Source organism: Kitasatospora sp. NPDC058243 (assembly GCF_042882025.1).
In the GTDB taxonomy this organism is placed as follows: Bacteria; Actinomycetota; Actinomycetes; order Streptomycetales; family Streptomycetaceae; genus Kitasatospora.
In genome coordinates this window covers 57,372-77,099 of sequence record NZ_JBHVWW010000036.1, presented here as the reverse complement: position 1 = coordinate 77,099, position 19,728 = coordinate 57,372, and the positions used below count along the sequence as shown (strand labels likewise).

The 19,728-nt window shown below is 73.7% G+C and carries 24 protein-coding genes; 13 read left to right on the top strand and 11 right to left on the bottom strand.

What is annotated here, in order from left to right; translation table 11 throughout:
• Positions 1-40 precede the first annotated feature (40 nt).
• Positions 41-2,131: an MMPL family transporter gene (locus tag ACFVX9_RS23325; protein ID WP_387983264.1), complete on the top strand. Its 2,091-nt coding sequence runs from the start codon at positions 41-43 to the stop codon at positions 2,129-2,131.
• On the opposite strand, the gene ACFVX9_RS23320 is transcribed toward ACFVX9_RS23325, so the two are convergent.
• Positions 2,111-2,536, bottom strand: coding sequence for a MarR family winged helix-turn-helix transcriptional regulator (locus tag ACFVX9_RS23320; RefSeq protein ID WP_380372530.1), 426 nt, complete (start codon positions 2,534-2,536; stop codon positions 2,111-2,113). The genes ACFVX9_RS23325 and ACFVX9_RS23320 overlap by 21 nt on opposite strands.
• 62 nt (positions 2,537-2,598) lie before the next feature.
• Here ACFVX9_RS23320 and ACFVX9_RS23315 point away from each other — a divergent pair, with 62 nt between their 5' ends.
• Positions 2,599-3,240 (top strand): MBL fold metallo-hydrolase, encoded by a 642-nt coding sequence (locus ACFVX9_RS23315; RefSeq protein ID WP_387983263.1) that lies wholly within the window; start codon positions 2,599-2,601, stop codon positions 3,238-3,240.
• Between the two features lie 70 nt (positions 3,241-3,310).
• Positions 3,311-3,913: a dephospho-CoA kinase gene (gene coaE / locus ACFVX9_RS23310; RefSeq protein ID WP_380337925.1), complete on the top strand. Its 603-nt coding sequence runs from the start codon at positions 3,311-3,313 to the stop codon at positions 3,911-3,913.
• Positions 3,914-3,916: 3 nt separating this feature from the next.
• Here the strand turns inward: coaE and ACFVX9_RS23305 are convergent, their stop codons facing one another.
• A complete protein-coding gene (locus ACFVX9_RS23305) occupies positions 3,917-5,221 on the bottom strand; it encodes a sensor histidine kinase (RefSeq protein WP_387983261.1) in 1,305 nt (434 codons plus the stop codon).
• A gap of 101 nt (positions 5,222-5,322) precedes the next feature.
• Between ACFVX9_RS23305 and ACFVX9_RS23300 the strand changes: the two genes are divergently transcribed.
• Positions 5,323-5,862, top strand: a complete 540-nt coding sequence (locus tag ACFVX9_RS23300; RefSeq protein WP_063347129.1) for a GNAT family N-acetyltransferase — start codon at positions 5,323-5,325, stop codon at positions 5,860-5,862.
• A gap of 77 nt (positions 5,863-5,939) precedes the next feature.
• Here the strand turns inward: ACFVX9_RS23300 and ACFVX9_RS23295 are convergent, their stop codons facing one another.
• Entirely contained in the window at positions 5,940-6,581 is a 642-nt protein-coding gene (locus ACFVX9_RS23295) for an HD domain-containing protein (protein WP_380372516.1), read from the bottom strand.
• On the bottom strand, positions 6,578-7,378 hold the full coding sequence (locus tag ACFVX9_RS23290; RefSeq protein WP_387983259.1) for a hypothetical protein: 801 nt from the start codon (positions 7,376-7,378) through the stop codon (positions 6,578-6,580). Before ACFVX9_RS23290 ends, ACFVX9_RS23295 begins: the two co-directional genes overlap by 4 nt.
• 70 nt (positions 7,379-7,448) lie before the next feature.
• On the opposite strand from ACFVX9_RS23290, the gene ACFVX9_RS23285 reads away from it, so the two are divergent.
• Together ACFVX9_RS23285 and ACFVX9_RS23280 are read left to right on the top strand one after the other, a co-directional pair.
• Entirely contained in the window at positions 7,449-8,345 is an 897-nt protein-coding gene (locus tag ACFVX9_RS23285) for a LysR family transcriptional regulator (protein WP_387983258.1), read from the top strand.
• Between the two features lie 156 nt (positions 8,346-8,501).
• Complete coding sequence (locus ACFVX9_RS23280) at positions 8,502-9,056, top strand: hypothetical protein (protein ID WP_380337910.1); 555 nt, start codon at positions 8,502-8,504, stop codon at positions 9,054-9,056.
• A gap of 731 nt (positions 9,057-9,787) precedes the next feature.
• On the opposite strand, the gene ACFVX9_RS23275 is transcribed toward ACFVX9_RS23280, so the two are convergent.
• From ACFVX9_RS23275 to ACFVX9_RS23265, 3 genes are all read right to left on the bottom strand, one after another.
• On the bottom strand, positions 9,788-11,047 hold the full coding sequence (locus ACFVX9_RS23275; protein ID WP_387983257.1) for an alpha/beta hydrolase: 1,260 nt from the start codon (positions 11,045-11,047) through the stop codon (positions 9,788-9,790).
• A gap of 170 nt (positions 11,048-11,217) precedes the next feature.
• Entirely contained in the window at positions 11,218-11,439 is a 222-nt protein-coding gene (locus tag ACFVX9_RS23270) for a DUF397 domain-containing protein (protein WP_380372504.1), read from the bottom strand.
• Positions 11,436-12,281 carry a helix-turn-helix transcriptional regulator gene (locus tag ACFVX9_RS23265; RefSeq protein ID WP_363368636.1) on the bottom strand — a complete coding sequence of 282 codons (846 nt, stop codon included), beginning with the start codon at positions 12,279-12,281 and terminating at the stop codon, positions 11,436-11,438. The genes ACFVX9_RS23270 and ACFVX9_RS23265 overlap by 4 nt, the downstream gene beginning before the upstream one ends.
• A gap of 319 nt (positions 12,282-12,600) precedes the next feature.
• Here ACFVX9_RS23265 and ACFVX9_RS23260 point away from each other — a divergent pair, with 319 nt between their 5' ends.
• The 3 genes from ACFVX9_RS23260 (at position 12,601) to ACFVX9_RS23250 (ending at position 13,888) form a co-directional block, all read left to right on the top strand.
• Positions 12,601-13,050 (top strand): ATP-binding protein, encoded by a 450-nt coding sequence (locus ACFVX9_RS23260; RefSeq protein WP_380372499.1) that lies wholly within the window; start codon positions 12,601-12,603, stop codon positions 13,048-13,050.
• On the top strand, positions 13,047-13,334 hold the full coding sequence (locus ACFVX9_RS23255) for a hypothetical protein (protein ID WP_380372497.1): 288 nt from the start codon (positions 13,047-13,049) through the stop codon (positions 13,332-13,334). Before ACFVX9_RS23260 ends, ACFVX9_RS23255 begins: the two co-directional genes overlap by 4 nt.
• Before the next feature lie 92 nt (positions 13,335-13,426).
• Entirely contained in the window at positions 13,427-13,888 is a 462-nt protein-coding gene (locus ACFVX9_RS23250) for a hypothetical protein (protein WP_371516531.1), read from the top strand.
• A 22-nt stretch (positions 13,889-13,910) separates the two neighbouring features.
• Here the strand turns inward: ACFVX9_RS23250 and ACFVX9_RS23245 are convergent, their stop codons facing one another.
• Both ACFVX9_RS23245 and ACFVX9_RS23240 read right to left on the bottom strand, forming a co-directional pair.
• The gene (locus ACFVX9_RS23245) at positions 13,911-14,342 is read right to left on the bottom strand and encodes an SRPBCC family protein (protein WP_387983254.1); all 432 of its coding nucleotides are present in this window, start codon (positions 14,340-14,342) and stop codon (positions 13,911-13,913) included.
• A gap of 95 nt (positions 14,343-14,437) precedes the next feature.
• The gene (locus tag ACFVX9_RS23240; protein ID WP_387983252.1) at positions 14,438-15,082 is read right to left on the bottom strand and encodes a CatB-related O-acetyltransferase; all 645 of its coding nucleotides are present in this window, start codon (positions 15,080-15,082) and stop codon (positions 14,438-14,440) included.
• Between the two features lie 76 nt (positions 15,083-15,158).
• On the opposite strand from ACFVX9_RS23240, the gene ACFVX9_RS23235 reads away from it, so the two are divergent.
• Both ACFVX9_RS23235 and ACFVX9_RS23230 read left to right on the top strand, forming a co-directional pair.
• Positions 15,159-15,803, top strand: a complete 645-nt coding sequence (locus ACFVX9_RS23235; protein ID WP_380372488.1) for a formylglycine-generating enzyme family protein — start codon at positions 15,159-15,161, stop codon at positions 15,801-15,803.
• A 51-nt stretch (positions 15,804-15,854) separates the two neighbouring features.
• Positions 15,855-16,388, top strand: coding sequence for a GNAT family N-acetyltransferase (locus tag ACFVX9_RS23230; protein WP_387983250.1), 534 nt, complete (start codon positions 15,855-15,857; stop codon positions 16,386-16,388).
• Here the strand turns inward: ACFVX9_RS23230 and ACFVX9_RS23225 are convergent.
• Together ACFVX9_RS23225 and soxR are read right to left on the bottom strand one after the other, a co-directional pair.
• Positions 16,385-17,308 (bottom strand): phosphotransferase family protein, encoded by a 924-nt coding sequence (locus ACFVX9_RS23225; protein ID WP_387983248.1) that lies wholly within the window; start codon positions 17,306-17,308, stop codon positions 16,385-16,387. The genes ACFVX9_RS23230 and ACFVX9_RS23225 overlap by 4 nt on opposite strands.
• Positions 17,309-17,414: 106 nt before the next feature.
• The gene (gene soxR / locus ACFVX9_RS23220) at positions 17,415-17,954 is read right to left on the bottom strand and encodes a redox-sensitive transcriptional activator SoxR (protein WP_363368653.1); all 540 of its coding nucleotides are present in this window, start codon (positions 17,952-17,954) and stop codon (positions 17,415-17,417) included.
• 57 nt (positions 17,955-18,011) lie between these two features.
• On the opposite strand from soxR, the gene ACFVX9_RS23215 reads away from it, so the two are divergent.
• The gene (locus ACFVX9_RS23215) at positions 18,012-18,725 is read left to right on the top strand and encodes a transketolase (RefSeq protein WP_387983246.1); all 714 of its coding nucleotides are present in this window, start codon (positions 18,012-18,014) and stop codon (positions 18,723-18,725) included.
• 106 nt (positions 18,726-18,831) lie between these two features.
• Positions 18,832-19,725 carry a transketolase family protein gene (locus ACFVX9_RS23210; RefSeq protein ID WP_387983245.1) on the top strand — a complete coding sequence of 298 codons (894 nt, stop codon included), beginning with the start codon at positions 18,832-18,834 and terminating at the stop codon, positions 19,723-19,725.
• Positions 19,726-19,728: the final 3 nt, after the last annotated feature.

Genomic DNA, 19,728 nt, shown 5'->3' with positions numbered 1-19,728 from the left:
GGTGGGGGGTGGGGTGGTCGGTGGGTGGGTTGGGGAGGGGATGGTGGCTGTCCCCCCCTCCCCCACCACAGAGGCTGATCGGGCCGTCGCGTCCTCCCCCGCGACCGACCCGGCCCGCGGCACCGTCACCGCCGTCGTGGACGGGAAACCGGTCGACGACCCGGCCGTACGGGCCGCCGTCACCAAGGCCACCGCCGACCTCGCCGCCCTCCCCGGCGTCTCCTCCGCGCTCGACGCCTACGGCACCGGCCCGGCACCCGCCGCACTGCGCTCCGCCGACGGCACCGCGAGCCTGGTCACCGTACGGATGGCCGACACCAGCACCTCCGCCCAGACCGACGCCGTCACCCAGCGCCTCGCCGCCCTGAACGGCGAGGCCGGCGCCCACGTCACCGTCGGCGGGGACCTGGTGCTCCAGGACGAGGTCAAGAAGCAGACCGAACAGGACACCCGCTTCGGCGAGATGGTGACGCTGCCGCTCACCCTGGTCGTCATGGTGCTGGTCTTCGGCGGCCTCGCCGCGGCCAGCCTGCCGGTGATCGGCGCGGTCGCCTCGGTGGGCGGCGCGCTGCTGGCCATGTTCGGTTTCAGCCGGATCATGGACATCGACACCAGCGTGCTGCCGATCGCCACCGTGCTCGGGCTCGGACTCTCGATCGACTACGCGCTGCTCATGGTGAACCGCTTCCGGGAGGAACGCGGGCACGGCGCGGGCATCGCCGCCGCCGTCGAACGCACCGCCGCGACCGCCGGGCGCACCGTCGCCTTCTCCGGCCTCACCGTCGCCGTCGCGCTCTCCGGCCTGTTCGTCTTCACCAGCCCGGTGCTCGGCGCGGTCGCCGCCGCCGGGGTGAGCGTGGTCGTGATCGCGGTCGCCGCCGCGCTGACCCTGATCCCCGCGCTGCTCGGCTTCGCCGGCTCCCGGATCAAGGCGCCCGCCGCGCCCGTCCCCGACGAGGGCTTCTTCAGCCGGACCGTCCGCCGGGTCGGCAAGCGGGCGGTGCCGGTCGCGCTCGCCTGCGTCGCCCTGCTGATGGCCGCCGGCGCACCCTTCCTGCACGCCGACATGCGCAACTCCGGCGCCGCCGTGCTGCCCGCCTCCTCGGCCGGGCGGCAGGTCGCCGACGCCGTCGACCAGCGCTTCCCGCAGGCCGCGGCCGCGCCGATCACCGTCGTCGTCGAGGGCGGCGCGCCCGTCGCCCAGGCGTACGCGGACGACGTCGTCGCCAAGCTGCCCGGGGTCGCCGGGGTGCGGGCGGTGACCCCGGTGAGCGACTCGGTGTCCACCGTCGACGTGCTCGTCCACGGCGACCCGCAGGGCCACCAGGCCAAGCAGGTCGTCCAGGAACTGCGGGACGACCGCGGCGGGCTGAAGACCTACGTCACCGGCGGCGCGGCCTCGGTCGTCGACTTCAAGGACGAGCTGATGTCGCGGGGCCCCTGGGCGCTCGGACTGGTCGCGGTCGGCACGCTGGTGCTGCTCTTCCTGATGACCGGCTCGGTGGTCATGCCGGTCAAGGCGCTGCTGATGAACCTGCTGTCGCTGGGCGCCTCGCTCGGCGCGCTCACCCTGGTGTTCCAGGACGGCTACTTCAGCGGGCTGCTCGGCTTCAGCCCCACCGGCGGGCTGGAGACCTTCATACCGGTGCTGGTCTTCGCCTTCGCGTTCGGGCTGTCCATGGACTACGAGGTGTTCCTGCTCGCCCGGATCAAGGAACTGCGGGACAAGGGCCACAGCTGCACCCGGGCGGTGGAGCTCGGGGTCCAGCGCAGTGGCCGGATCATCACCTCGGCGGCGCTGCTGATGGTGATCGTGTTCGCCGGGTTCGCCCTCGGGGACATGCTCATGGTCAAGCAGATGGGCATCGCGCTGGCCGTCGCCGTCGCGGTGGACGCCACCCTGGTGCGCTGCCTGCTGGTGCCCGCCGCGATGAGCCTGTTCGGCGAGTTCAACTGGTGGGCGCCCGCCCCGCTGCGGCGCCTGCACCGGCGCTTCGGGCTGAGCGAGCACGTCGAACTGCCGACCGTCGGCGAGGCGGCTGTCGGCGAGGCGGCCCTCGGCGCGACGGCCGTCCCGGCCCCGCGGCCGGAGGCCAGGGACCTGGTGGGCTCAGCGCAGTCGGCGCAGTAGGTCGACGCCCGCCCTCAGGGCCAGCCGCTCCTCGGGGGTGAGGCGGGCCTCGATGGCGGTGGCGATCCGCTCCTCCCGGCGGGCGCGCTGCTCCAGCAGGGCGGCGCGGCCCGCTCCGGTCGCGGTGACCAGCAGTTTCCGGCCGTCGGTGGGGTGGGGCTGCTGGGCGACGAGCCCGGCCTCGGTCAGCAGGGCGACGGTGCGGGCCATCGACTGGTGGCGGACGCGCTGGTGCTCGGCGAGTTCGGCGACGGTGCAGGCGCGTTCGTCGCGGACGAGGACGCCGAGGACGCCGGCCTGGTTCTGCGGCAGCTCGTCGCCCGGGCGCAGGGAGCGGACCAGGTCGCCGATGGCGGCGCGCAGCTCGGCGGCGAGTTCGAGGGTTTCGGGAGCCGGACTGTTCATGGGAGAAGCCTACCGGGAATCTCCACAGCAAAACTGTGCAGTCCTGCTGTATGGTCGGCCGCATGAGGATCACCAAGTTCGGACACGCCTGCGTACGCCTGGAGCACGACGGGACGACCGTCGTCGTCGACCCCGGGGCGTTCACCGACCCCGCCGCGCTGACCGGGGCCGACGCCGTCCTGATCACCCACGAGCACATGGACCACTTCGAGGAGGCCCGGCTGCGCGCCGCCCTGGAGGCCGACCCGGCCCTTCGGGTGTGGACCAACAGCGCGGTGGCCGCCCAACTGGACGGCGTGGCGCAGCGCGTCGCCGTGGTCGGCGAGGGCGACGCCTTCGAGGTCGGCGGGGTCGGGGTGAGTGTGCACGGCGAATGGCACGCGGTCATCCACCGGGACATCCCGCAGGTGAAGAACATCGGCTTCCTCTTCGACGGCCGGCTGTTCCACCCCGGCGACGCCTTCACCGTGCCGCCGCACGCGGTGGACACCCTGCTGCTGCCGCTCGCGGCGCCGTGGAGCAAGGCCGGTGAGGTCGTCGACTACGTCCGGGAGGCGGGCCCGCGGGTGGCGGTGCCGGTGCACGAGGCGACCCTCAGCCCGATCGGGCACATGATCGCCACCCGGCTGCTCGGGCCCGACGGGCCGGGCACCGGCGCGGAGCTGACCGTGCTGGGGGAGGGCGAGAGCCTGGAGCTGGGCTGACGGTGCCGGGGGCCTGGGCCGGGTGGCCGGTCCATGGCGTCGGCGGTCCGGGCGCCGGTAGCCTGACGCCATGCTGAAGATCGGACTGACGGGTGGCATCGGCGCCGGCAAGAGCGAGGTGTCCCGGCTCTTCGCCGCCCACGGCGCGGTGATCGTGGACTCCGACGTGATCGCCCGCGAGGTGGTCGCGCCCGGGACGGACGGTCTGGCGGCCGTGGCCGCCGAGTTCGGGCCGCAGGTGCTGCGCGAGGACGGCGCGCTCGACCGCCCGGCCCTCGGCGCGATCGTGTTCGCCGACCCGGCGCGGCTCCAGGCGCTGAACGCGATCGTCCACCCGCTGGTGCGCGCCCGGTCCGCCGAACTGGAGGCCGCGGCCGCGCCGGACGCGGTGGTGGTGCACGACGTGCCGCTGCTCGCTGAGAACGGCCTCGCCCCCCTGTACGACCTGGTCGTGGTGGTCGACGCGGCCGACGACGTGCGGGTGGAGCGGCTGGTGCGGCTGCGCGGGATGGCCGAGGAGGAGGCCCGGGCCCGGATGGCCGCGCAGGCCTCGCGGGCGGACCGGCTGGCGATCGCCGACGTGGTGATCGACAACGGCGGGCCGCTGGAGGCGCTCGCGCCCCGGGTCGACGAGGTGTGGGCGGAGCTGGTGAAGCGCGCCGCCGCTGCCTGAGGTTCAGGCGGCGGTCAGCGGCAGGCGGGCCCGGACGGCGAAGCCGCCCTCGGTGGTGGGGCCGGCCTGCAGCGTGCCGCCGAGGTCGTCGGCGCGGGTGCGCATGCCGTCCAGGCCGTGGCCGCCGGAGGGCAGCCGGGGCCCGTCCGGGTCGGCGGCCGTGGCGGGGGAGTTGACGATGTCCAGGCGCAGCCCGTCCGGGTGGACCTCGACGGTGACGGCGACCTCGGCGGCCGGGGCGTGCTTGTGGGCGTTGGTCAGGGCTTCCTGGACGATCCGGTAGGTGGCGTACTGCACGGCCGGTCCGGGTGCGGGCAGTCCTTCGGCGGGGCCGGTGAGGGTGAGGTCGACGGCGAGTCCGGCCTGGCGGGACTCCTCGACCAGGGCGGGCAGCCCGTGCAGTGAGGGGCCCTGGTCGGAGGCCGGGGTGAGGACGCCGAGCAGGCCGCGCAGTTCGGTGAGGGCCTGGAGGCCGAGGGCGCGGATCAGGCCGAGGGTCTCCCGGACGGCCGTCGGGTCGTCGGCGGCCGCGACCTGGCAGGCGCCGGCGTGCAGGGTGATGAGGGAGACGCGGTTGGAGACGACGTCGTGCATCTCCCGGGCGAGCCGGGCGCGTTCGGCGGCGGCGGCGCGCTCCTCGGCGTACCGGCGGGCTGCTTCCAGCAGCCGGTTGCGTTCGGCGAGCGCGGTGACGGCGCGGGCGCGCTGGTGGGCGGTGAGGCCGAGCGCGAGCGGGACGGCGCCGAAGACCAGCGGGTCCTCGGCCAGGTTGGCGAGGGCGGAGAGGCTGCTGACGTCCCCGAGGTCCATGGGGACGAGCAGGCGCACCCCGGCCAGCGCGGCCAGGACGGCCAGCACCCGGGTGGCGCCGCGCCGTGTGGCCAGCCCGTAGAGGGCGACGGCGAGTGGGAGTTGGCCGCCCAGCAGGGTGACGGCGGCGACGGCCGCCGGGTACCGACGGCGGACGGCGAGGGCGAGCGCGCCGGCCGCCACCAGGCCCGCGTTGACCGGCGCCGAGGTGGTCGGCCCGATGTCGGGGTCGCCCGCGGCGAGCGGGACGAGCACCAGCAGCACCAGGGCGGTCGGCCCGAGTGCGACGACCGGGCCGGGCAGGCGCAGCGGCGGGCCCGGCAGCGGCACCGCGGCGAGGGCGGAGTCCAACTGGTCGGCGGCGTCGGTCTGGTGGGTGGCGTCGGCGTGGTGGGCGGCGTGGGGCTGGTCGGTGGACGGGTGGTGCTGGTGACGGGTGGGGTCCAACCGGCCGGTGGGGCGCCGGAGTCGGGGCCGCTGCTGGGTGGGCTGGCGCATGGGGGCATGCTCGCACACCCCGTCCGGCCCGGGGTGGCGAGCGGGCCGCAGTGGCCGGGAACAGCCTGGAATTCGCCTTCCCCGGAAGGGATCATGGTCGGATGGATGATCGTTTCTCTCCCGAGCCGCCGACCGTCGTCCGGCTGCCGCAGTACACCCGCGCCGACCAGGACGAGATCCTCGGCCCCGGCGACGACCCGTACGGCGTCGCCTACACCGGACTGGCCTGGCTGCCCAAGGACATCCACTTCGGCGTCCGGGCCGCCGACGGCCGGCTCGTCGCGCACACCGGGCTGCTGCCGCTCCCGCTCACCGTCGGCGGCACCGACCTGACGGCGGTCGGCGTCGGCGGCGTCGCCGTCGCCCCCGACCGGCGCGGCGCCGGCCTCGCGCAGGCCTTGGTCCGGGCCGCCCTCGGCCATGCCCGCGCCCTCGGCCACCGCCACGCGCTGCTGTTCTGCCGCCCGCCGCTGGCCACGTTCTACCGGGGGCTCGGATTCCGCGAGGTCGCGGAGGAGGTGACGGTGGAGCAGCCCGAGGGGCGGCTGGCGGTGATGCCGCTGCGCACCATGTGGGCGCCGCTGGCGGAGGGCGCCGGGTGGCCGGAGGGGCCGGTGCGGTTGCGCTCGCTGCCGATGTGACGTGCCCTGTGGGGGTGGGGGTGGGGGTGGGAGTGGGAGTGGGGGCGGGGGTTGGGCGGGCGCGGGGCCGGGCGGGGTCACTCCGGCCAGGCGGAGTTCTCGATCACGGCGACGAAGTCGGTCCGCTCGAAGTCCGGGTCGAAGTGGGCGAGGACGTCCGCCTTGACGTTGCCGAAGGTGGTCTCCGGCTTGGGCGCGACGCCGTCGTGGAAGGCGCGCAGGATGCCGCGCTTGAAGTCCGGGCGCGGATGGGCGGCGACCACCGCGTCCCGGTCGGCGGCGGCGAGGTCCGCGTACCCGATGCCGAGCACGTCCAGCTCCACCCCGGCGGTGGTCAGCGCGATCTCCGGCTCCAGGAACTCCGGGATGCCGGGCGTGGTGTGCAGGGCGATCGCCTCCCACACCAGGCGCACCCGCCGCTCGTCCACCCCGTGCCCGCGCAGGAACGCGGCGGCGGCCTCGGCGCCGTCCACCTCGAAGCGCCGACCGGAGGCGTGGTGCTCGGGGCCCAGGCCGAGATCGTGGAACATCGCGGCCAGGTACAGCAGTTCGGGATCGAAGTCGAGCCCCCGGCGGCGGCCCTGGAGGGCGCCGAACAGGTAGACCCGGCGGGAGTGGTGGTACAGCAGCTCGGTGGTGGCGTCCCGGACCAGCTCGGTGGCCTCGGTGGCGAGGCGGCTGTCGGGGATCCGGACTCCGGCGATCTCGGTGGCGGTCATGCGGTGGCCTCCAAGGTGGTGGTGCTCGGGTCGGTGCCCGGGTCGGTGGCGGTCGGGTCGGTGGCCGTTCGGTCGGTCGAGGCCGGCGAGCCCGCCGCGTGGGCGACGGCGGCGCCGGCCAGCGCGCGGATCATGGCGTGCGCCCGGGTGCCGTCGCCGGACAGCTCCGGCTGGAACAGCGAGGCGAGGAAGAACGGGTGGCCCGGCAGTTCCAGGACGCGCACCTCGCCCGCGCCGTCCGCGCCGCTGAACCGCAGCCCGTGCGCGCGCAGCCGGTCCAGGTAGTCGGTGTTGAGGCCGTACGCGCAGTGGTAGCGCTCCAGGGTGCGGGTGGTGCCGAGGACGCGCTCGGCGAGCGTGCCGGGGGTGATCGCGACCGCCCCCTCGTGGCCGACCAGGGAGCAGGCCAGCGGCACGATCACCTGCTCGTCCCGCTCCGGGTGCTCCTCGCCGTGGACGGCCCCGCCGAGGCCGCAGACGTTGCGGGCGTACTCCAGCACCGCGTGCTGGAACCCGGCGCAGGTGCCGAGGAAGGGGATGCCGCGCTCGCGGGCGGTCCGGACGGCGGCCAGCGCGCCCGCCTCGCTGCGGTAGGGGCTGCCGGGGAGCAGCCAGACGGCGTCGAAGCCGTCCAGGGCGCCGGGCGCCCCGGCGTCCTCGGTGGGGATCCAGTAGGCGTCCAGGACGAGCTGCTCGCGCTCGGCGAGGGCGTCGAGCAGCCCGGGGATGCGGGCGTGCGAGCGGACGGCGGGGGAGCGGTCGCCGACCAGGGCGATCCGCGGGGTGAGGTAGGTCATGGGACTATCCTGACCCCGCACCCGAGATCAGCGCCAACGATGATTTCTTACCCATCGATCAGAAGAGTTGATGACTGCCGTGGATCCGCAGCAGCTGCGCACCTTCGTCACCGTCACCCGCCTCGGCTCCTTCTCCGAGGCCGCGCGGGAACTCGGATACACCCAGTCCGCGGTCTCCCAGCAGATCGCCGCCCTGGAGGCCGACCTCGGGACCGGCCTGCTCAGCCGCCGCCCGGTCGGCCCGACCGAGGCCGGCCTGCGGCTGCTGGAGCACGCGGCGCCCCTGCTGGTCCGACTGGAGGCGGCGCGCGCCGACGTCGCACGCCTGGCCGGCGCCCCGAGCGCCCGGCTGGTGCTCGGCGCCACCCCGCTGGCAGTCGGAGCGACCCTGGGGCGCGCACTCGGCGAGGTGCGCCGGGCCCACCCGGCGGCCGACCTCGTCGTCCGGGTCCTCGCCCAGGACGCGCTGCCCGCCCAGGTCGCCACCGGCGAGGTCGACCTCGCCCTGATCGACGGCCTCGCCGCCCCCAGCGACCCGCTGCCGCTGCCCGACGTCGGCCCGCTCACCACCGTCGCCGTCGACGAGCAGCCCGTCGCCGTCGCCCTCCCGGCCGGCCACCCCCTCGCGGGCCGCACCGGCGTCGCGCTCGCCGACCTCTCCGCCGCCCGCTGGCTCGACGCCCCCGACCTCACCCCGACCGCCGCCCGGCTGCGCGCCGCCGCCGGCGTCGACGGCTTCCGCCCCGCCACCCGCTACCGGGGCACCGACGTGCACGGGCTGCTCGCCCTGGTCGCCACCGGACACGGGCTCAGCCTCCTCCCGGCGTCCGTCCTCGCCGGGGCGCCCGGCGTCGCGTCCGTGCCGATCGCCGCCCCGCGGCTGGTGCACCGCACCGAACTGGTGCACGGCAGCCTGCCGGAGGGGCCGGCCGCGCTGCTGGCGCGGCTGCTGTCGGGCACGCCCTGAGCCCGCTCCCCGGATCGCGCCGGGCGCCCGCGGTGTTTGTGGAGGCGCGATCACCGGTCGTTCACGTCCTGGGACTGACGGTGGTCGCATGGGTGGTGCTGTCATGGGCACAGTCGTCCGGCGAGAGGCCGGGCAAGGCCTAGGAGATCTCCCCACATGATGCTCCGTCAGCGTCTCACCGTCGTCGCCGCGGCGGCCGTCCTCGCCGCCGCCGGGCTCGCGGCCGGCACCGCGCAGGCCGCCCCCGCGAAGGGCTCACCCGTCAAGATCCGTCCGCTCGCGGCGAGTTGTTCGCAGGCCTACCTGCCGCTGCCCGACCCGTCCTGCACGCCGGGCGCCTACAACCCGGACGTCACCCAGGCCACCATCGGCCAGACCATCTGCGTCTCCGGCTGGACCTCCACCGTCCGCCCGCCGACCAGCTACACCAACGCGCTGAAGGCGCAGCAGATCGCGCAGTACGGCTACGCGGACACCAACCTGTCCGACTACGAGGAGGACCACTTCGTCCCGCTGGAGCTCGGCGGCGCCCCGCGCGACCCGCGCAACCTCTGGCCCGAGCCCCGCTACGGCAGCCAGACCGCGACCGGCAAGGACGGCGTCGAGACCAAGCTGAAGAACGCGGTCTGCAAGGGCACGGTCGGCCTCGACGACGCCCGCAGCGCCATCGTGACCGACTGGACCACCGCGCTCAGCAGCCTCGGCCTCTGACCCTTTGGTTTTTGTGCTGGTGCGGCGGTCGGTCCGTCCGGTCCCCTGTGCCGGACGGGCCGACCTGCCGTCCGCCCCGTGCGCCGCCTCGGCGGTGCGCGGGGCCGTCTGTGGTGGTTCTGTGGTGGTGGTCGGGGCGTGGCGCCGGGTCAGCGGCCCGAGCGGCCCGAGCGGGCCGAGTGGCCCGGGGCCGGGCCCGCGGTGGTCCCGGGCCGTGTGTGCGCGGCGCCGTCCGCCCGTTCCCGTTGCCCGGTCGCCTCGCGGATGCGGGCACTCGGCATGGCTGTTCCCTTCCCCCGTACGTTCTGCCGCCCGGCCGCCGGCCCGCTGCGCTCCTCTGTTCCGAGGGGCGGTCGGGGTCGGCTGCGTCGACGGCGGTCGAAACTTATGCCACCGGGCCGCCGGGAGCAAAGCGGGATACCGGCGGGTAGGCCGCCTTCCCCGGCCGCTGCGGGGGCGTTGGTGGTGAACGTGTGTGCGGGCGTGTCGGAAGGTATGGCGGGCCCTCGGCGCCCGACCGGTCGGCGGGACGGCGCGCGGTCGCGGATTCCCCCTGTCGGGCGGGGGTTTGCCGGTCGGCCGCAGCCCCGGCCGACCCGCCCGTGCGGGCCCGCGGCCGGTCGCGGCGGACGGCCGATGCCAAGGCTTTCCCCCGACCGGATCCGCCGCCCTCCCGCCGGGTGGCCCGCCAGGCCCGGCCCGGCACGGCGCGCCCCCGGACCGGTGGCGGATCAGGCGTGGGTGCCGGGGACGCCGAGCTGCTGGGCGAGCCAGGGGAGGGCCTGGGCGAAGGTGGCGGCGCCGGTCTGCCAGGTGTGCTTGCCGGAGCCGACGGCGGTGGTGGTGCGGATGCCGTCCTTCCGGGCGGCGTCGTTGAGGGCCTTGGCGGACTCGATCTGGCCGTGCTCCTCGTCGCCCTGCCCGAAGTAGCCGGAGACGCCCTGGTACTTGGGGTGGTGGGCGAGGACGGTCAGCGGGTCGTGGGCGGCCCAGGCGGCCGCGTCGCCGCCGTACAGCTCCTGGACGGTGTGGTCCTTGTCGCCGGTGGAGGGGCCCTTGTCGCCGGAGAAGTCGCCGAAGTGGGTGAAGACGTTGGGGTGTTCGACGGTGAGGTCGACGGCGCAGGTGCCGCCCATGGACCAGCCGGCCACGCCCCACTTGTGCGGGTCGGTGGCGGCGTTGAAGGTCTTCTGGACGAACGGCGGGACGTCCTTGAGCAGGTGGCTCTCGGAGTTGCCGTGCGGGCCGTCGACGCACTCGGTGTCGACCCGGAAGCCGCCGGTCGCGTCGACGAAGACGAGGATCGGCGCGAAACCGTTGTGCTTCGCGGCGAAGTCGTCCGCGGTCCTCACGGCGTTGCCGGAGCGGATCCAGTTGTCGGGCGCGGCGAACTCGCCGCCGATCAGCTCCAGCGCCGGCAGCTTCGGCCGGTTCTGGCTGCGGAACCACGCGGGCGGCAGGTAGACGAGCTCCTGGCGGTGGGTGAAGCCGCTGGCCGTGCTCGGGATGTCCACCTGGACGATGCGGCCGGTCTTCGTCTTCCCGTGCAGGGAGCCGAGTTCGGCGAGCGTGATCTGCTCCGGCAGCGGCTGCCCGCTCAGTTCGCCGATCGCGTCGTCGAGGGTCGGGTAGTAGCCGGTGGCGATGTTCACGCTGTTGGCGGCGCAGAACAGGGCGAGCAGCGCGGCCGGCGGCGCGAGCGCCCGGCGCCACCAGCGGGCGCCCCGCCAGCCGAACCCGAGCGCGCTGACCGCCGCGACCGCGATCCCGCCCCACAGCCACACCCCGAACGGGATCGGATCGGTGATCCCGGCGAGCGTGAGCACCCCGACGGCGGCGAGGGCGGTGAGCAGCAGCGCCGTCCCGAGGGCGACCGGGCCCCACTTCAGCCGCCAGGCCCGGTCCCGCCAGCCGAGCGCGGCCAGGAACAGGGCGAGGGCCACGGCCTGGACGGCCCAGGGGAACCAGCCGCCGAGCAGGGAGACGTTCATCTGGCGGAGGCTAGGGGTGCCGGATGAGAAGTCGATGAGAGGCTGGCAGGTCGCTGGAAGAAGGCTGGGAGCGCGAGTCGATGCACTTGGAACGGTGTCGTGGACCGGGTGTGGACGTCAATCCGGGGGCGGCCCCGTGCTCGGCATGGGGCCGCCCAGGACAGTTGAGGCTAGCGAGCTGCCGGGAGCTCGCCCGCCTGGACGGCGGCGATGAAGGACTGCCAGGCCTCGGGGCTGAAGCTGAGGGCCGGGCCGTGCGGGTCCTTGCTGTCGCGGACCGGGACGACGCCGGTGAAGCCGTCGGCTACTTCGACGCAGTCGTCGTTCGGGTTACTGGCGCTTGCCTTCCTCCACTGGACGGGGAGTGCGGAGGCGACAGGGAAGTGGGTCACTTGAGCATGTCTCTCTTCTGTGTGATGAGGCTACGCGACTCGTCGAGGGCCAAGGCGGTTGCCATGATTTCGTCGAACGCCGCTCGATAGACATCGACTTGGTCCGGGTCCTCGACCCAGTCGCTGCTGAGCATTCCGCTGAGCAGAACCAGGTCGAGATCGCGTTGCCGAAACTCCAGGAGTGCGAACGGCCCGGTCATGCCGGGGTGCGGCGGAGCCATGGCCGGCATGACCTGGATCCTGATGTTGGGGAGCCGGCTGAACTGCAGCAGCTTGTCCAGCTGGTCAGCCATCACGCCTGGGGCGGCGCTCATGGTCAGGGCCGACTCGTGGATCACGGCCCATAGCTTCAGCGGGTTCTCGGATCGAGTCAGGACGGACTGCCTGTTGATCCGGACTTCGACTCGCTCTTCGACGCTGGGCTTCTCTATGACGCCGCTGGAGATGATGGCGTGAGCGTACTGGCGCGTCTGGAGCAGGCCAGGGATGTAGGCAGACTGATATGACTTGTTACCCACTGCGGTTTCTTCGAGGCGGATCAGATCCGTGTAGAGCGGGTTCAACTGCTCGTAGCCCGCGATCCAGCCGGGACGCCGCTTGTCTCGAAGGATCTCGACGAGGACCTCTTTGAGCTCCTCGTCGCACTCGTAGAAGTCGAGCAGCGCGCGGACGACATCCGGCTTGAGCTGGACGCGGGCGTTCTCGTATCTGCTGAGCTTCACCAGGTTGACGCCGTCGACCTGGGCCGCCACCTCTTCGGCCGACAGGTTCTTGAGCTCGCGAAGTCGCCTGAGCTCGGCTGCGATGCGCCGGTATCGCACGGCTGGTACTGCGACCGCCATCTATGTGACCCCTTCAAAGCTTCCAAGAACCAGTGTGCACGGCGTATGTGATGCTTCGCCACCACCTTCGGGGAGTCTAAGGGCGACGCCTTGCCGTTCAAGGTGAAAGTTTTCATATTTGCTCGACTTGCCTTGCGCTTCCGATGTGGCGTGCATCATGCTTTGAGTAACGGAGTGCTAGCTGACTGTGAACACCTGTGCAGGTCGGTGGGCGCGCATTCCGGCGCCTCGTGCTGGGTGCTGCGCTGGTCGTGGAAGCCCGCCGAGTCGGCAGCTCGGCCTTGGATCTTCTCCACTCGCTCCCGAAGGTGGCTTCGCCATGTTCGAATCGCCTGACAATCCCCCCGAGTTCGTGTCCAGCTGCTGGCTGCTGCGCAGTCGGCGGTCGCCGGCGAAGGCCCGGCAGGTGCTCTTGCGGCTCCTCGACTCGACCCCCGCCGGTGAACTCTTCGCGGACTCCGGTCTGTTGGTGGTCTCCGAGCTCGTCACCAATGCCGTCGTGCATGGCACTCCGATCGGCAACCGGCTGTGGCTCTCCCTCTCCCTCATCCCCTCGCGACTGCGCATCGAGGTGCACGACGCGCGCCGTGACCGCGCGCCGCTCCTTCGCCCTGCGTCCGCCGAAGACGAGTCCGGGCGGGGCCTTCTCCTCGTCAAGCTCCTGTCCGAGCGCTGGGGTTGCTGCCCGCGCGTGCCCATCGGCAAGATCGTGTGGTCGGAGATCGGTTCCGCCGCCGCCTCCTCCGCCCCCGTGGAGCGTGTGGCGTGAACGAGGACCGCCTGGTCACCGCCGAGATCACCGGCGGTCTGATGCCGCCGACGATCTACGCCCTCCTCCCCAAGGCGCTCGACGCCCTCTGGCGTTCCCTCCAGTTCCAGCCCATGAGCCGCCCCCAGTGGCTCTGGTTCGAGCGCTACCTCACCGGCCCGTCCGCCGACCGCTTCGTCGCCGGTCACCTCGCCAGTGCGGGCCCGCTCGACCTCCCTGTCGTTCTCCCCGACTCCCTCCACCACCTGCGTCTCGGCTGGACGCCCTCCGGAGGCGAATGGTGAGCCGTCGCGCGACGGGCCGGCCCTGTCGCTCCTCCCGGCGTGGTGCGTGCTAGCTTTGAACGCGTTCAAATAAGTGGGCGCAAGGGGGAGCCGTGGCCGTGGTGCCGGGGAGTGCGAGGGTGCTGGCGGGGCTGGCGGCCGCGGTGTGTCTGCTCCCGCTGGCGCTCGTGGCGGTGGCGTTCGGCCTGGGCGGCTCGTTCTCGTTCCTGCACGTGATCGCGCTGGTCAGCGCTGCGGCCGCCGCCGTGCCGGTGTGCTACCGGGAGCTCGGCCCGTTCCGGATCGCCTGTGCGGCGGCGGGCGCGGTGGTGGCGGTCGCCTCGGTGCCGCTGCTGTTCGTGGGCATCTGGTTCGTGATCGGGTTCGGCGCGTGGCTCATGCTGGCGGCCTTCCTGTTCCTGCCGGTCGCCGCGATCCCCGCGCTGGTGGCCGCGTTCCAGCGCGCCCGCGGCCCCGAGTACGGCCAGACGGCGGCCGTCCTCGGGTGGACCGTGGGGGTGCTGTCGCTGCTGGGCTGGTCGCTGGTCGCGCTCTACGCGGTGATGGGGCGCTGACGTCCCGGACGGCCCGCCGCCGTCAGCCGGCGAACCGCTCGCGCAGGGCCGCCAGGCCGGCCGTGAACACCCCGTGGAGGCGGTCGGTGGAGTCCTTGCGGTGCTCGGCGTCGACGTCGTAGGTGGCGCTCCACTCCACGAAGCTGGCGTCGAGCGCGGTGACCGGGGTGACCCGCAGTGTCGCCCGGTAGCCGTACAGCTCGAACGTCCCCTCGGGGAAGCTGTAGGTGTAGCTGCGGGCGTCCTCGTCGTAGGCGACCAGCGTCTCGTGCAGCGCCGCGCCGTCGATCTCGAACACCCGGACCGACCCGATCGCGTTGCCCGTCAGCTCGTTGCCGAGGCTGCTGGCCGGCAGGCCCGGGTGCCAGCCGCCGAGGTTGTGGAAGTCCCCCAGCAGCTCCCACACCTGTTCGGCCGGAGCCTCCACGACCGTGCTGACCTTCGTACCCGCCATCGTCGTCGCCTTTCGCCGGCCTTCGTACGGACGGACACCATCCTCGGGCCGGCGTACGGGTGATGCCAGGGGGCCTGGCGATGAGCGCGGCATGTTCACCTTCCCGGCGCGGCCGCTTCGAGGTCGTCGACGGTGCCGGACATGACGGTGCGCAGGTGCCGGGTGAGGTGCTCGGTCGGCCAGTCCCACCAGGCGAGGGCGAGCAGGCGGGCGATGTCCGCCTCGGCGTAGCGGGTGCGGATGAGCTTGGCCGGGTTGCCGCCGACGATCCCGTAGTCGGGGACGTCGTCGACGACGACGGCGCCGGAGGCGATGATCGCGCCGTGGCCGATGCGCACGCCGGGCATCACCATGGCGCCGTAGCCGATCCAGACGTCGTTGCCGACCACCGTGTCCCCCCGGCCGGCGAGGCCGGTGATCAGGTCGAAGTGCTCGGCCCAGCTTCCGCCCATGATGGGGAACGGGAAGGTCGAGGGGCCGTCCATGCGGTGGTTCGCCCCGTTCATGATGAACCGGACCCCCGTGCCCAGCGCGCAGAACTTCCCGATGACCAGCCGCTCCGGGCCGTAGTGGTAGAGCACGTTGCGCGTCTCGAACGCGGTCGCGTCGTCCGGGTCGTCGTAGTAGGAGTAGTCGCCGACGTCGATCAGCGGGGACGTCACCAACGGCTTGAGGAGCACCACGCGCGGCTGCCCGGCCACCGGGTGGAGAGTCGAAGGGTCCGGCGGGACGGAACTCATGGCGGTGCCACTCCTGATCGTCAGGTGTGAAGAGCGGAAAGGACATTGATCATCCCACGGGCTAGGATCGCGGCCCATGGATGCGAGCACCCGAACCGACCTGATCGCCGTCCCGCCCGGCCGCGTCACGCTGTCGGACCGCCGTACGCAGCGGAGCTGGACCGTCGAGCTCGCCCCCTACGAGCTGGCGGCCTGTCCGGTCACCCGCGAGCAGTACGGCGCCGGGGCCGGCGACCGGCTCCCCGCCGACAGCGTCTCCTGGTACGACGCCGTCCGCTACTGCAACGACCTGTCCCGGCGGGACGGGCTGGCGCCGGCCTACCGGCTCGACGGCGAGTCCGCCACCTGGGACCGCGCCGCCGACGGCTACCGGCTGCCCACCGAGGCCGAGTGGGAGCACGCCTGCCGCGCCGGAACGGACGGCCCCCGCTACGGGCCGCTCGACGAGATCGCGTGGCACCGCGGCAACTCGGACGAGCGCCCGCACCCGGTGGGCGGCCTGCGCCCCAACGGCTTCGGCCTGTACGACCTGCTCGGCAACGTGTGGGAGTGGTGCTGGGACGTGTACGACGCCGAGGTGTACGGCGGCTACCGCGTGCTGCGCGGCGGCGGCTGGTTCGACGAGCACTGGAGCTGCCGCGCCTCCGTCCGCCGCCGCAGCCACCCCACCCTGCGGATCGACGACGTCGGCTTCCGGCTCGCCCGGTCGATCACCGCCTGAAGGCGTGCGCCGCGGGGAACCCGGGCCCGGTCGCGGACCGTTGGGGTCTGCATGAACGACGCACCGGTGTCCCTCAGACCGATCGGCGAAGCCGACCTCGACCCGCTCGAAGCGCTGCTGCATGACCCCCAGGCGGTGGGCCCGTTCCAGTGGTTCGGGTGGCGCGACCCCGGGCGGATCCGGCGCCTCTGGAGGGAGAGCGGCCTGCTGGCGCCCGAGCAGTCGATGCTCGCGGTGCTCGTGGGGGGCGAGTTCGCCGGATTCGTCGGCTGGCGGCGGGCCGGCCTGGTGGACCTGGCGCCGTACTGGAACCTCGGCATCATGCTCCGCCCGGAGGCACGCGGCCGGGGCGTCGGCACGCAGGCCCAACGGCTGCTGGTGGAATACCTGTTCGCCCACACCCCGGTGATGCGGCTGGAGGCGGACACCGAGGACGCCAACCTCGCCGAGCAGCGCGCGCTGGAGAAGTGCGGCTTCGTCCGCGAGGGCGTCCAGCGCAGCAGGGGCTTCCGGGACGGCCAATGGCGGGACATGGTCCTCTACAGCCTGCTGCGCACCGACCCCCGGCCGCTTCCTGAGACCTAGGCGACCCCGAACCACTCCTCCGCGAGGGCGTCCAGCGTCCGCGCGGAGGGCTTCAACTCCCTCAGGTACCACGGCAGGTGGCTGTACACGTGGAGCAGCGTGTACGCCATCAGCAGGCGCGGGTCGAAGCCGCGCCCGTAGCCGGCGAGGAGGCGGCCGAGCAGGCGGCGGTCGGCGCGGGTGGTGAACAGGCCGACGGCGACGAGGTCGTAGGCCGGGTCGCCGACCATGGCGGGTTCGAAGTCGAGCAGGCCGGTGAGGCGCCAGCCGTCGGCCGGGTCGACGAGCAGGTGCTCGCGCATGAACTCGGTGTGCAGCAGGGCGCGTTGCGGCGCCCGGGGCAGCGGCGCGGCGGCCAGGAAGTCCGGGATCTGCTCCAGCCAGGCTTCGGACAGGCCGCGTTCGCGCTGGCGGGCCACCGCCCCGGCCCGCTGGCGGCCCAGGAAGGCGCCCCAGTCGCCGGGGCCGAGGGTGTCGGCGAGCGGTCCGGGGTCGAGGGCGTGCAGGGCGGCCAGGGCCCGGCCGCAGTCGTGGGCGATCCGCTCCCGGTCGGCCTGCGGGATCCGCGGCCAGGCGGGGGCCAGGCCCTCGCCGGACAGCCGTGACATCAGCACGTAGCGCCAGCCGTTGACGTGGGCGCCGGCGGCCCGTACGTCGGGAGTGGGGATCGGCAGGGCGCCCTGGAGGCGGGTGAGGACGCGCTCCTCGGTGACGCCGCCCTCGGCGCCGGAGGCGGGGAACAGCTTGAGGACGTGCGCGTCGCCCACCGCGTAGACGGGGACGGACCCTTCCGCGAAGCGCTCCAACGGCAGCCCGGCGAGGCCGAGTTCGGCGCAGAGTGCCTCGGCTCCGGGGCGCATCACCGCCTCGTCGCGCACGATCGCGGCCCACTGTTCTTCCGTCTCCACCACCGGCAGCATGGGCGCACGGTAGGCAGGCCGGCGCCGCTGCGGCAAAGGCTTTTCACGGCCGGGGCCGGTTGACCCGGCGCCCGACCGAGGTGGGGCGGGAGCGGGAAGGAGCGGTTCAGTGGGGCCCGCAGGCGTCGGTGGCGGCGGGGGAGAGGGGTTCCGGGCCGCCGGCCGGGTCGCGGGTGAGCAGGTAGCGGGCGCCGGGGCCGGTGTCGGCGGCGCGGTCGGCGGCGTTGTAGAGGGAGCAGCGGGAGAGGGAGAGGCAGCCGCAGCCGATGCAGCCGGTCAGCTTGGCCTTGAGGCGCTGGAGTTCGGCGATCTGCTCGTCGATGCGGCTCTGCCAGGATTCGGCGACCCGGTCCCACTCGGCGCCGCTGGGGGCGGGGCGCTCGGGGAGCCGGTCGAGGGCGACGCGGGCCTCGTCGAGGGAGAGTCCGACGCGCTGGGCGGCGCGGACGAAGGCGATCCGGCGCAGCGTGCCGCGGGGGTAGCGGCGCTGGCCGCCGGCGGTGCGGGTGGCGTGGATGAGGCCGAGGCTCTCGTAGTAGCGCAGGGCGGAGGCGGCGAGGCCGCTGCGGTGGCCGAGTTGGCCGATGGTGAGCAGGTCGTCGCGGTGCGGGCCGGGTGCTCGGCCGTGGTCCGGGGTCGCGGTCATGGGCACCCACTCTAGCCGCTTGACCTCAAGTCGACTTTAAGTTGCACCATCGTGGTCATGACGACGAACGCAACCGCGGACCTCGCGGAAACCACCCGCTTCGAGGACCTGCCGGCGCTGATGGGCCTGATGACCGGCGACGAGAAGCACGGCCCGGCCGCCACCTCCACCCTGGACGCGCTCTGGGTGCTCTACGACCGGGTCCTGCGGGTGAGCCCGGAGCGGGCCGGGGCGCAGGACCGGGACCGCTTCCTGCTCTCCAAGGGCCACGGCCCGATGGCGTACTACGCGGTGCTCGCGGCCAAGGGCTTCATCGACCCCGGGGTGCTGCCGAGCTTCGGCGGCTACGACTCTCCGCTCGGCCACCACCCGGACCGGATGCTCGTCCCCGGGGTGGAGATCGCCTCCGGCTCGCTCGGGCACGGCCTGCCGCTGGGCGTCGGCACGGCGCTCGGGCTGCGGGCGCAGGGCCTGACCGACCCGGCGGTGTGGGTGCTGGTCGGCGACGCCGAGTTCGACGAGGGCTCCAACCATGAGGCGGTGGCCTTCGCCGGTGCGTACGGGCTGGAGCGGCTGCACGTGGTGGTGATCGACAACTCCTCGGCCACGCACGGCTGGCACGGCGGCATCGCGGCCCGGTTCGCGGCCGAGGGCTGGTCCACCGCGACGGTGGACGGCCGCGACCAGGAGGCGCTGTACCGCGCCTACACCGCCGAGCACCCGGGCCGCCCGCACGTGGTGGTCGCCCGGGTCGAGCCCAAGGACTCCTGAGCCCGAGACCTCCTGAGCCCGAGAACCCTTGAGCCCGCGAACCCTCACGCAAGCGCCAAACCAGCACGCACGCGCCAACCAGCACGCACCGAAAGGCACTTCACCGATGGACACCATGCGCGACCGCTTCATCGACGTCACCAGCCGCCTGCTGGACGAGGACCCCCGGCTGGCCGTGGTGCTCGCCGACATCACCGCGGCCGCCTTCGCCCCGGCCCAGCAGCGCCACCCGGACCGGGTGGTCAACGTCGGCATCCGCGAGCAGCTGCTGATCGGCGCGGCCGGCGGCCTGGCGCTGACCGGGATGCGTCCGATCGCCCACACCTTCGCCAGCTTCCTGATCGAACGGCCTTTTGAGCAGGTCAAGTTGGACCTCGTCCACCAGGGCGTCGGCGCCGTCCTGGTGAGCGCGGCCGGCTCCTACGACTGGCCGGCCGGCGGCCGCACCCACATGTCCCCGGGCGACGTCGCCCTGCTGGACACCCTGCCGGACTGGACGGTCCATGTGCCGGGCCACCCGGACGAGGCCGAGCAGCTGCTGCGCCACGCCGTCGCGGACGGCGACCGCAACGTCTACGTCCGCCTCTCGGCGCACCAGAACGCGCAGGCCCTGCCGGTCGAGGCGGGCCGGTTCACCACTGCGCGGCAGGGCTCGCGCGGCGTGGTCCTCGCGGTCGGGCCGATGCTGGACGCGGTGCTCGCGGCCACCGAGGGCCTGGACGCCACCGTGCTGTACGCGGCGACGGTGCGCCCCTTCGACGCGGCCGGGCTGCGGGCGGCAGTGGGGGAGCGGGCGGACGTGGTGCTGGTGGAGCCGTACCTGGCGGGCACCTCGGCGAACGAGGCGCACGCCGCGTTGGCCGACCGCCCGCACCGGGTGCTGGGCCTGGGCGTGCCGCGCGAGGAGCACCGGCACTACGGCTCGATCCCGGAGCACCTGAGCGCCTACGGCTTGGACGCGGCCTCGCTGCGGGAGCGGATCGGCACCTTCCTCTGGTGACGC

What these genes read in the sequence shown, in the direction of transcription:
- ACFVX9_RS23325 (WP_387983264.1), top strand. Translation starts at nt 41, where the DNA reads ATGGTGGCTGTCCCCCCCTCCCCCACCACAGAGGCTGATCGGGCCGTC.
- ACFVX9_RS23320 (WP_380372530.1), bottom strand. Translation starts at nt 2,536, where the DNA reads ATGAACAGTCCGGCTCCCGAAACCCTCGAACTCGCCGCCGAGCTGCGC.
- ACFVX9_RS23315 (WP_387983263.1), top strand. Translation starts at nt 2,599, where the DNA reads ATGAGGATCACCAAGTTCGGACACGCCTGCGTACGCCTGGAGCACGAC.
- coaE (WP_380337925.1), top strand. Translation starts at nt 3,311, where the DNA reads ATGCTGAAGATCGGACTGACGGGTGGCATCGGCGCCGGCAAGAGCGAG.
- ACFVX9_RS23305 (WP_387983261.1), bottom strand. Translation starts at nt 5,221, where the DNA reads ATGCGCCAGCCCACCCAGCAGCGGCCCCGACTCCGGCGCCCCACCGGC.
- ACFVX9_RS23300 (WP_063347129.1), top strand. Translation starts at nt 5,323, where the DNA reads ATGGATGATCGTTTCTCTCCCGAGCCGCCGACCGTCGTCCGGCTGCCG.
- ACFVX9_RS23295 (WP_380372516.1), bottom strand. Translation starts at nt 6,581, where the DNA reads ATGACCGCCACCGAGATCGCCGGAGTCCGGATCCCCGACAGCCGCCTC.
- ACFVX9_RS23290 (WP_387983259.1), bottom strand. Translation starts at nt 7,378, where the DNA reads ATGACCTACCTCACCCCGCGGATCGCCCTGGTCGGCGACCGCTCCCCC.
- ACFVX9_RS23285 (WP_387983258.1), top strand. Translation starts at nt 7,449, where the DNA reads ATGACTGCCGTGGATCCGCAGCAGCTGCGCACCTTCGTCACCGTCACC.
- ACFVX9_RS23280 (WP_380337910.1), top strand. Translation starts at nt 8,502, where the DNA reads ATGATGCTCCGTCAGCGTCTCACCGTCGTCGCCGCGGCGGCCGTCCTC.
- ACFVX9_RS23275 (WP_387983257.1), bottom strand. Translation starts at nt 11,047, where the DNA reads ATGAACGTCTCCCTGCTCGGCGGCTGGTTCCCCTGGGCCGTCCAGGCC.
- ACFVX9_RS23265 (WP_363368636.1), bottom strand. Translation starts at nt 12,281, where the DNA reads ATGGCGGTCGCAGTACCAGCCGTGCGATACCGGCGCATCGCAGCCGAG.
- ACFVX9_RS23260 (WP_380372499.1), top strand. Translation starts at nt 12,601, where the DNA reads ATGTTCGAATCGCCTGACAATCCCCCCGAGTTCGTGTCCAGCTGCTGG.
- ACFVX9_RS23245 (WP_387983254.1), bottom strand. Translation starts at nt 14,342, where the DNA reads ATGGCGGGTACGAAGGTCAGCACGGTCGTGGAGGCTCCGGCCGAACAG.
- ACFVX9_RS23240 (WP_387983252.1), bottom strand. Translation starts at nt 15,082, where the DNA reads ATGAGTTCCGTCCCGCCGGACCCTTCGACTCTCCACCCGGTGGCCGGG.
- ACFVX9_RS23235 (WP_380372488.1), top strand. Translation starts at nt 15,159, where the DNA reads ATGGATGCGAGCACCCGAACCGACCTGATCGCCGTCCCGCCCGGCCGC.
- ACFVX9_RS23230 (WP_387983250.1), top strand. Translation starts at nt 15,855, where the DNA reads ATGAACGACGCACCGGTGTCCCTCAGACCGATCGGCGAAGCCGACCTC.
- ACFVX9_RS23225 (WP_387983248.1), bottom strand. Translation starts at nt 17,308, where the DNA reads ATGCTGCCGGTGGTGGAGACGGAAGAACAGTGGGCCGCGATCGTGCGC.
- soxR (WP_363368653.1), bottom strand. Translation starts at nt 17,954, where the DNA reads ATGACCGCGACCCCGGACCACGGCCGAGCACCCGGCCCGCACCGCGAC.
- ACFVX9_RS23215 (WP_387983246.1), top strand. Translation starts at nt 18,012, where the DNA reads ATGACGACGAACGCAACCGCGGACCTCGCGGAAACCACCCGCTTCGAG.
- ACFVX9_RS23210 (WP_387983245.1), top strand. Translation starts at nt 18,832, where the DNA reads ATGGACACCATGCGCGACCGCTTCATCGACGTCACCAGCCGCCTGCTG.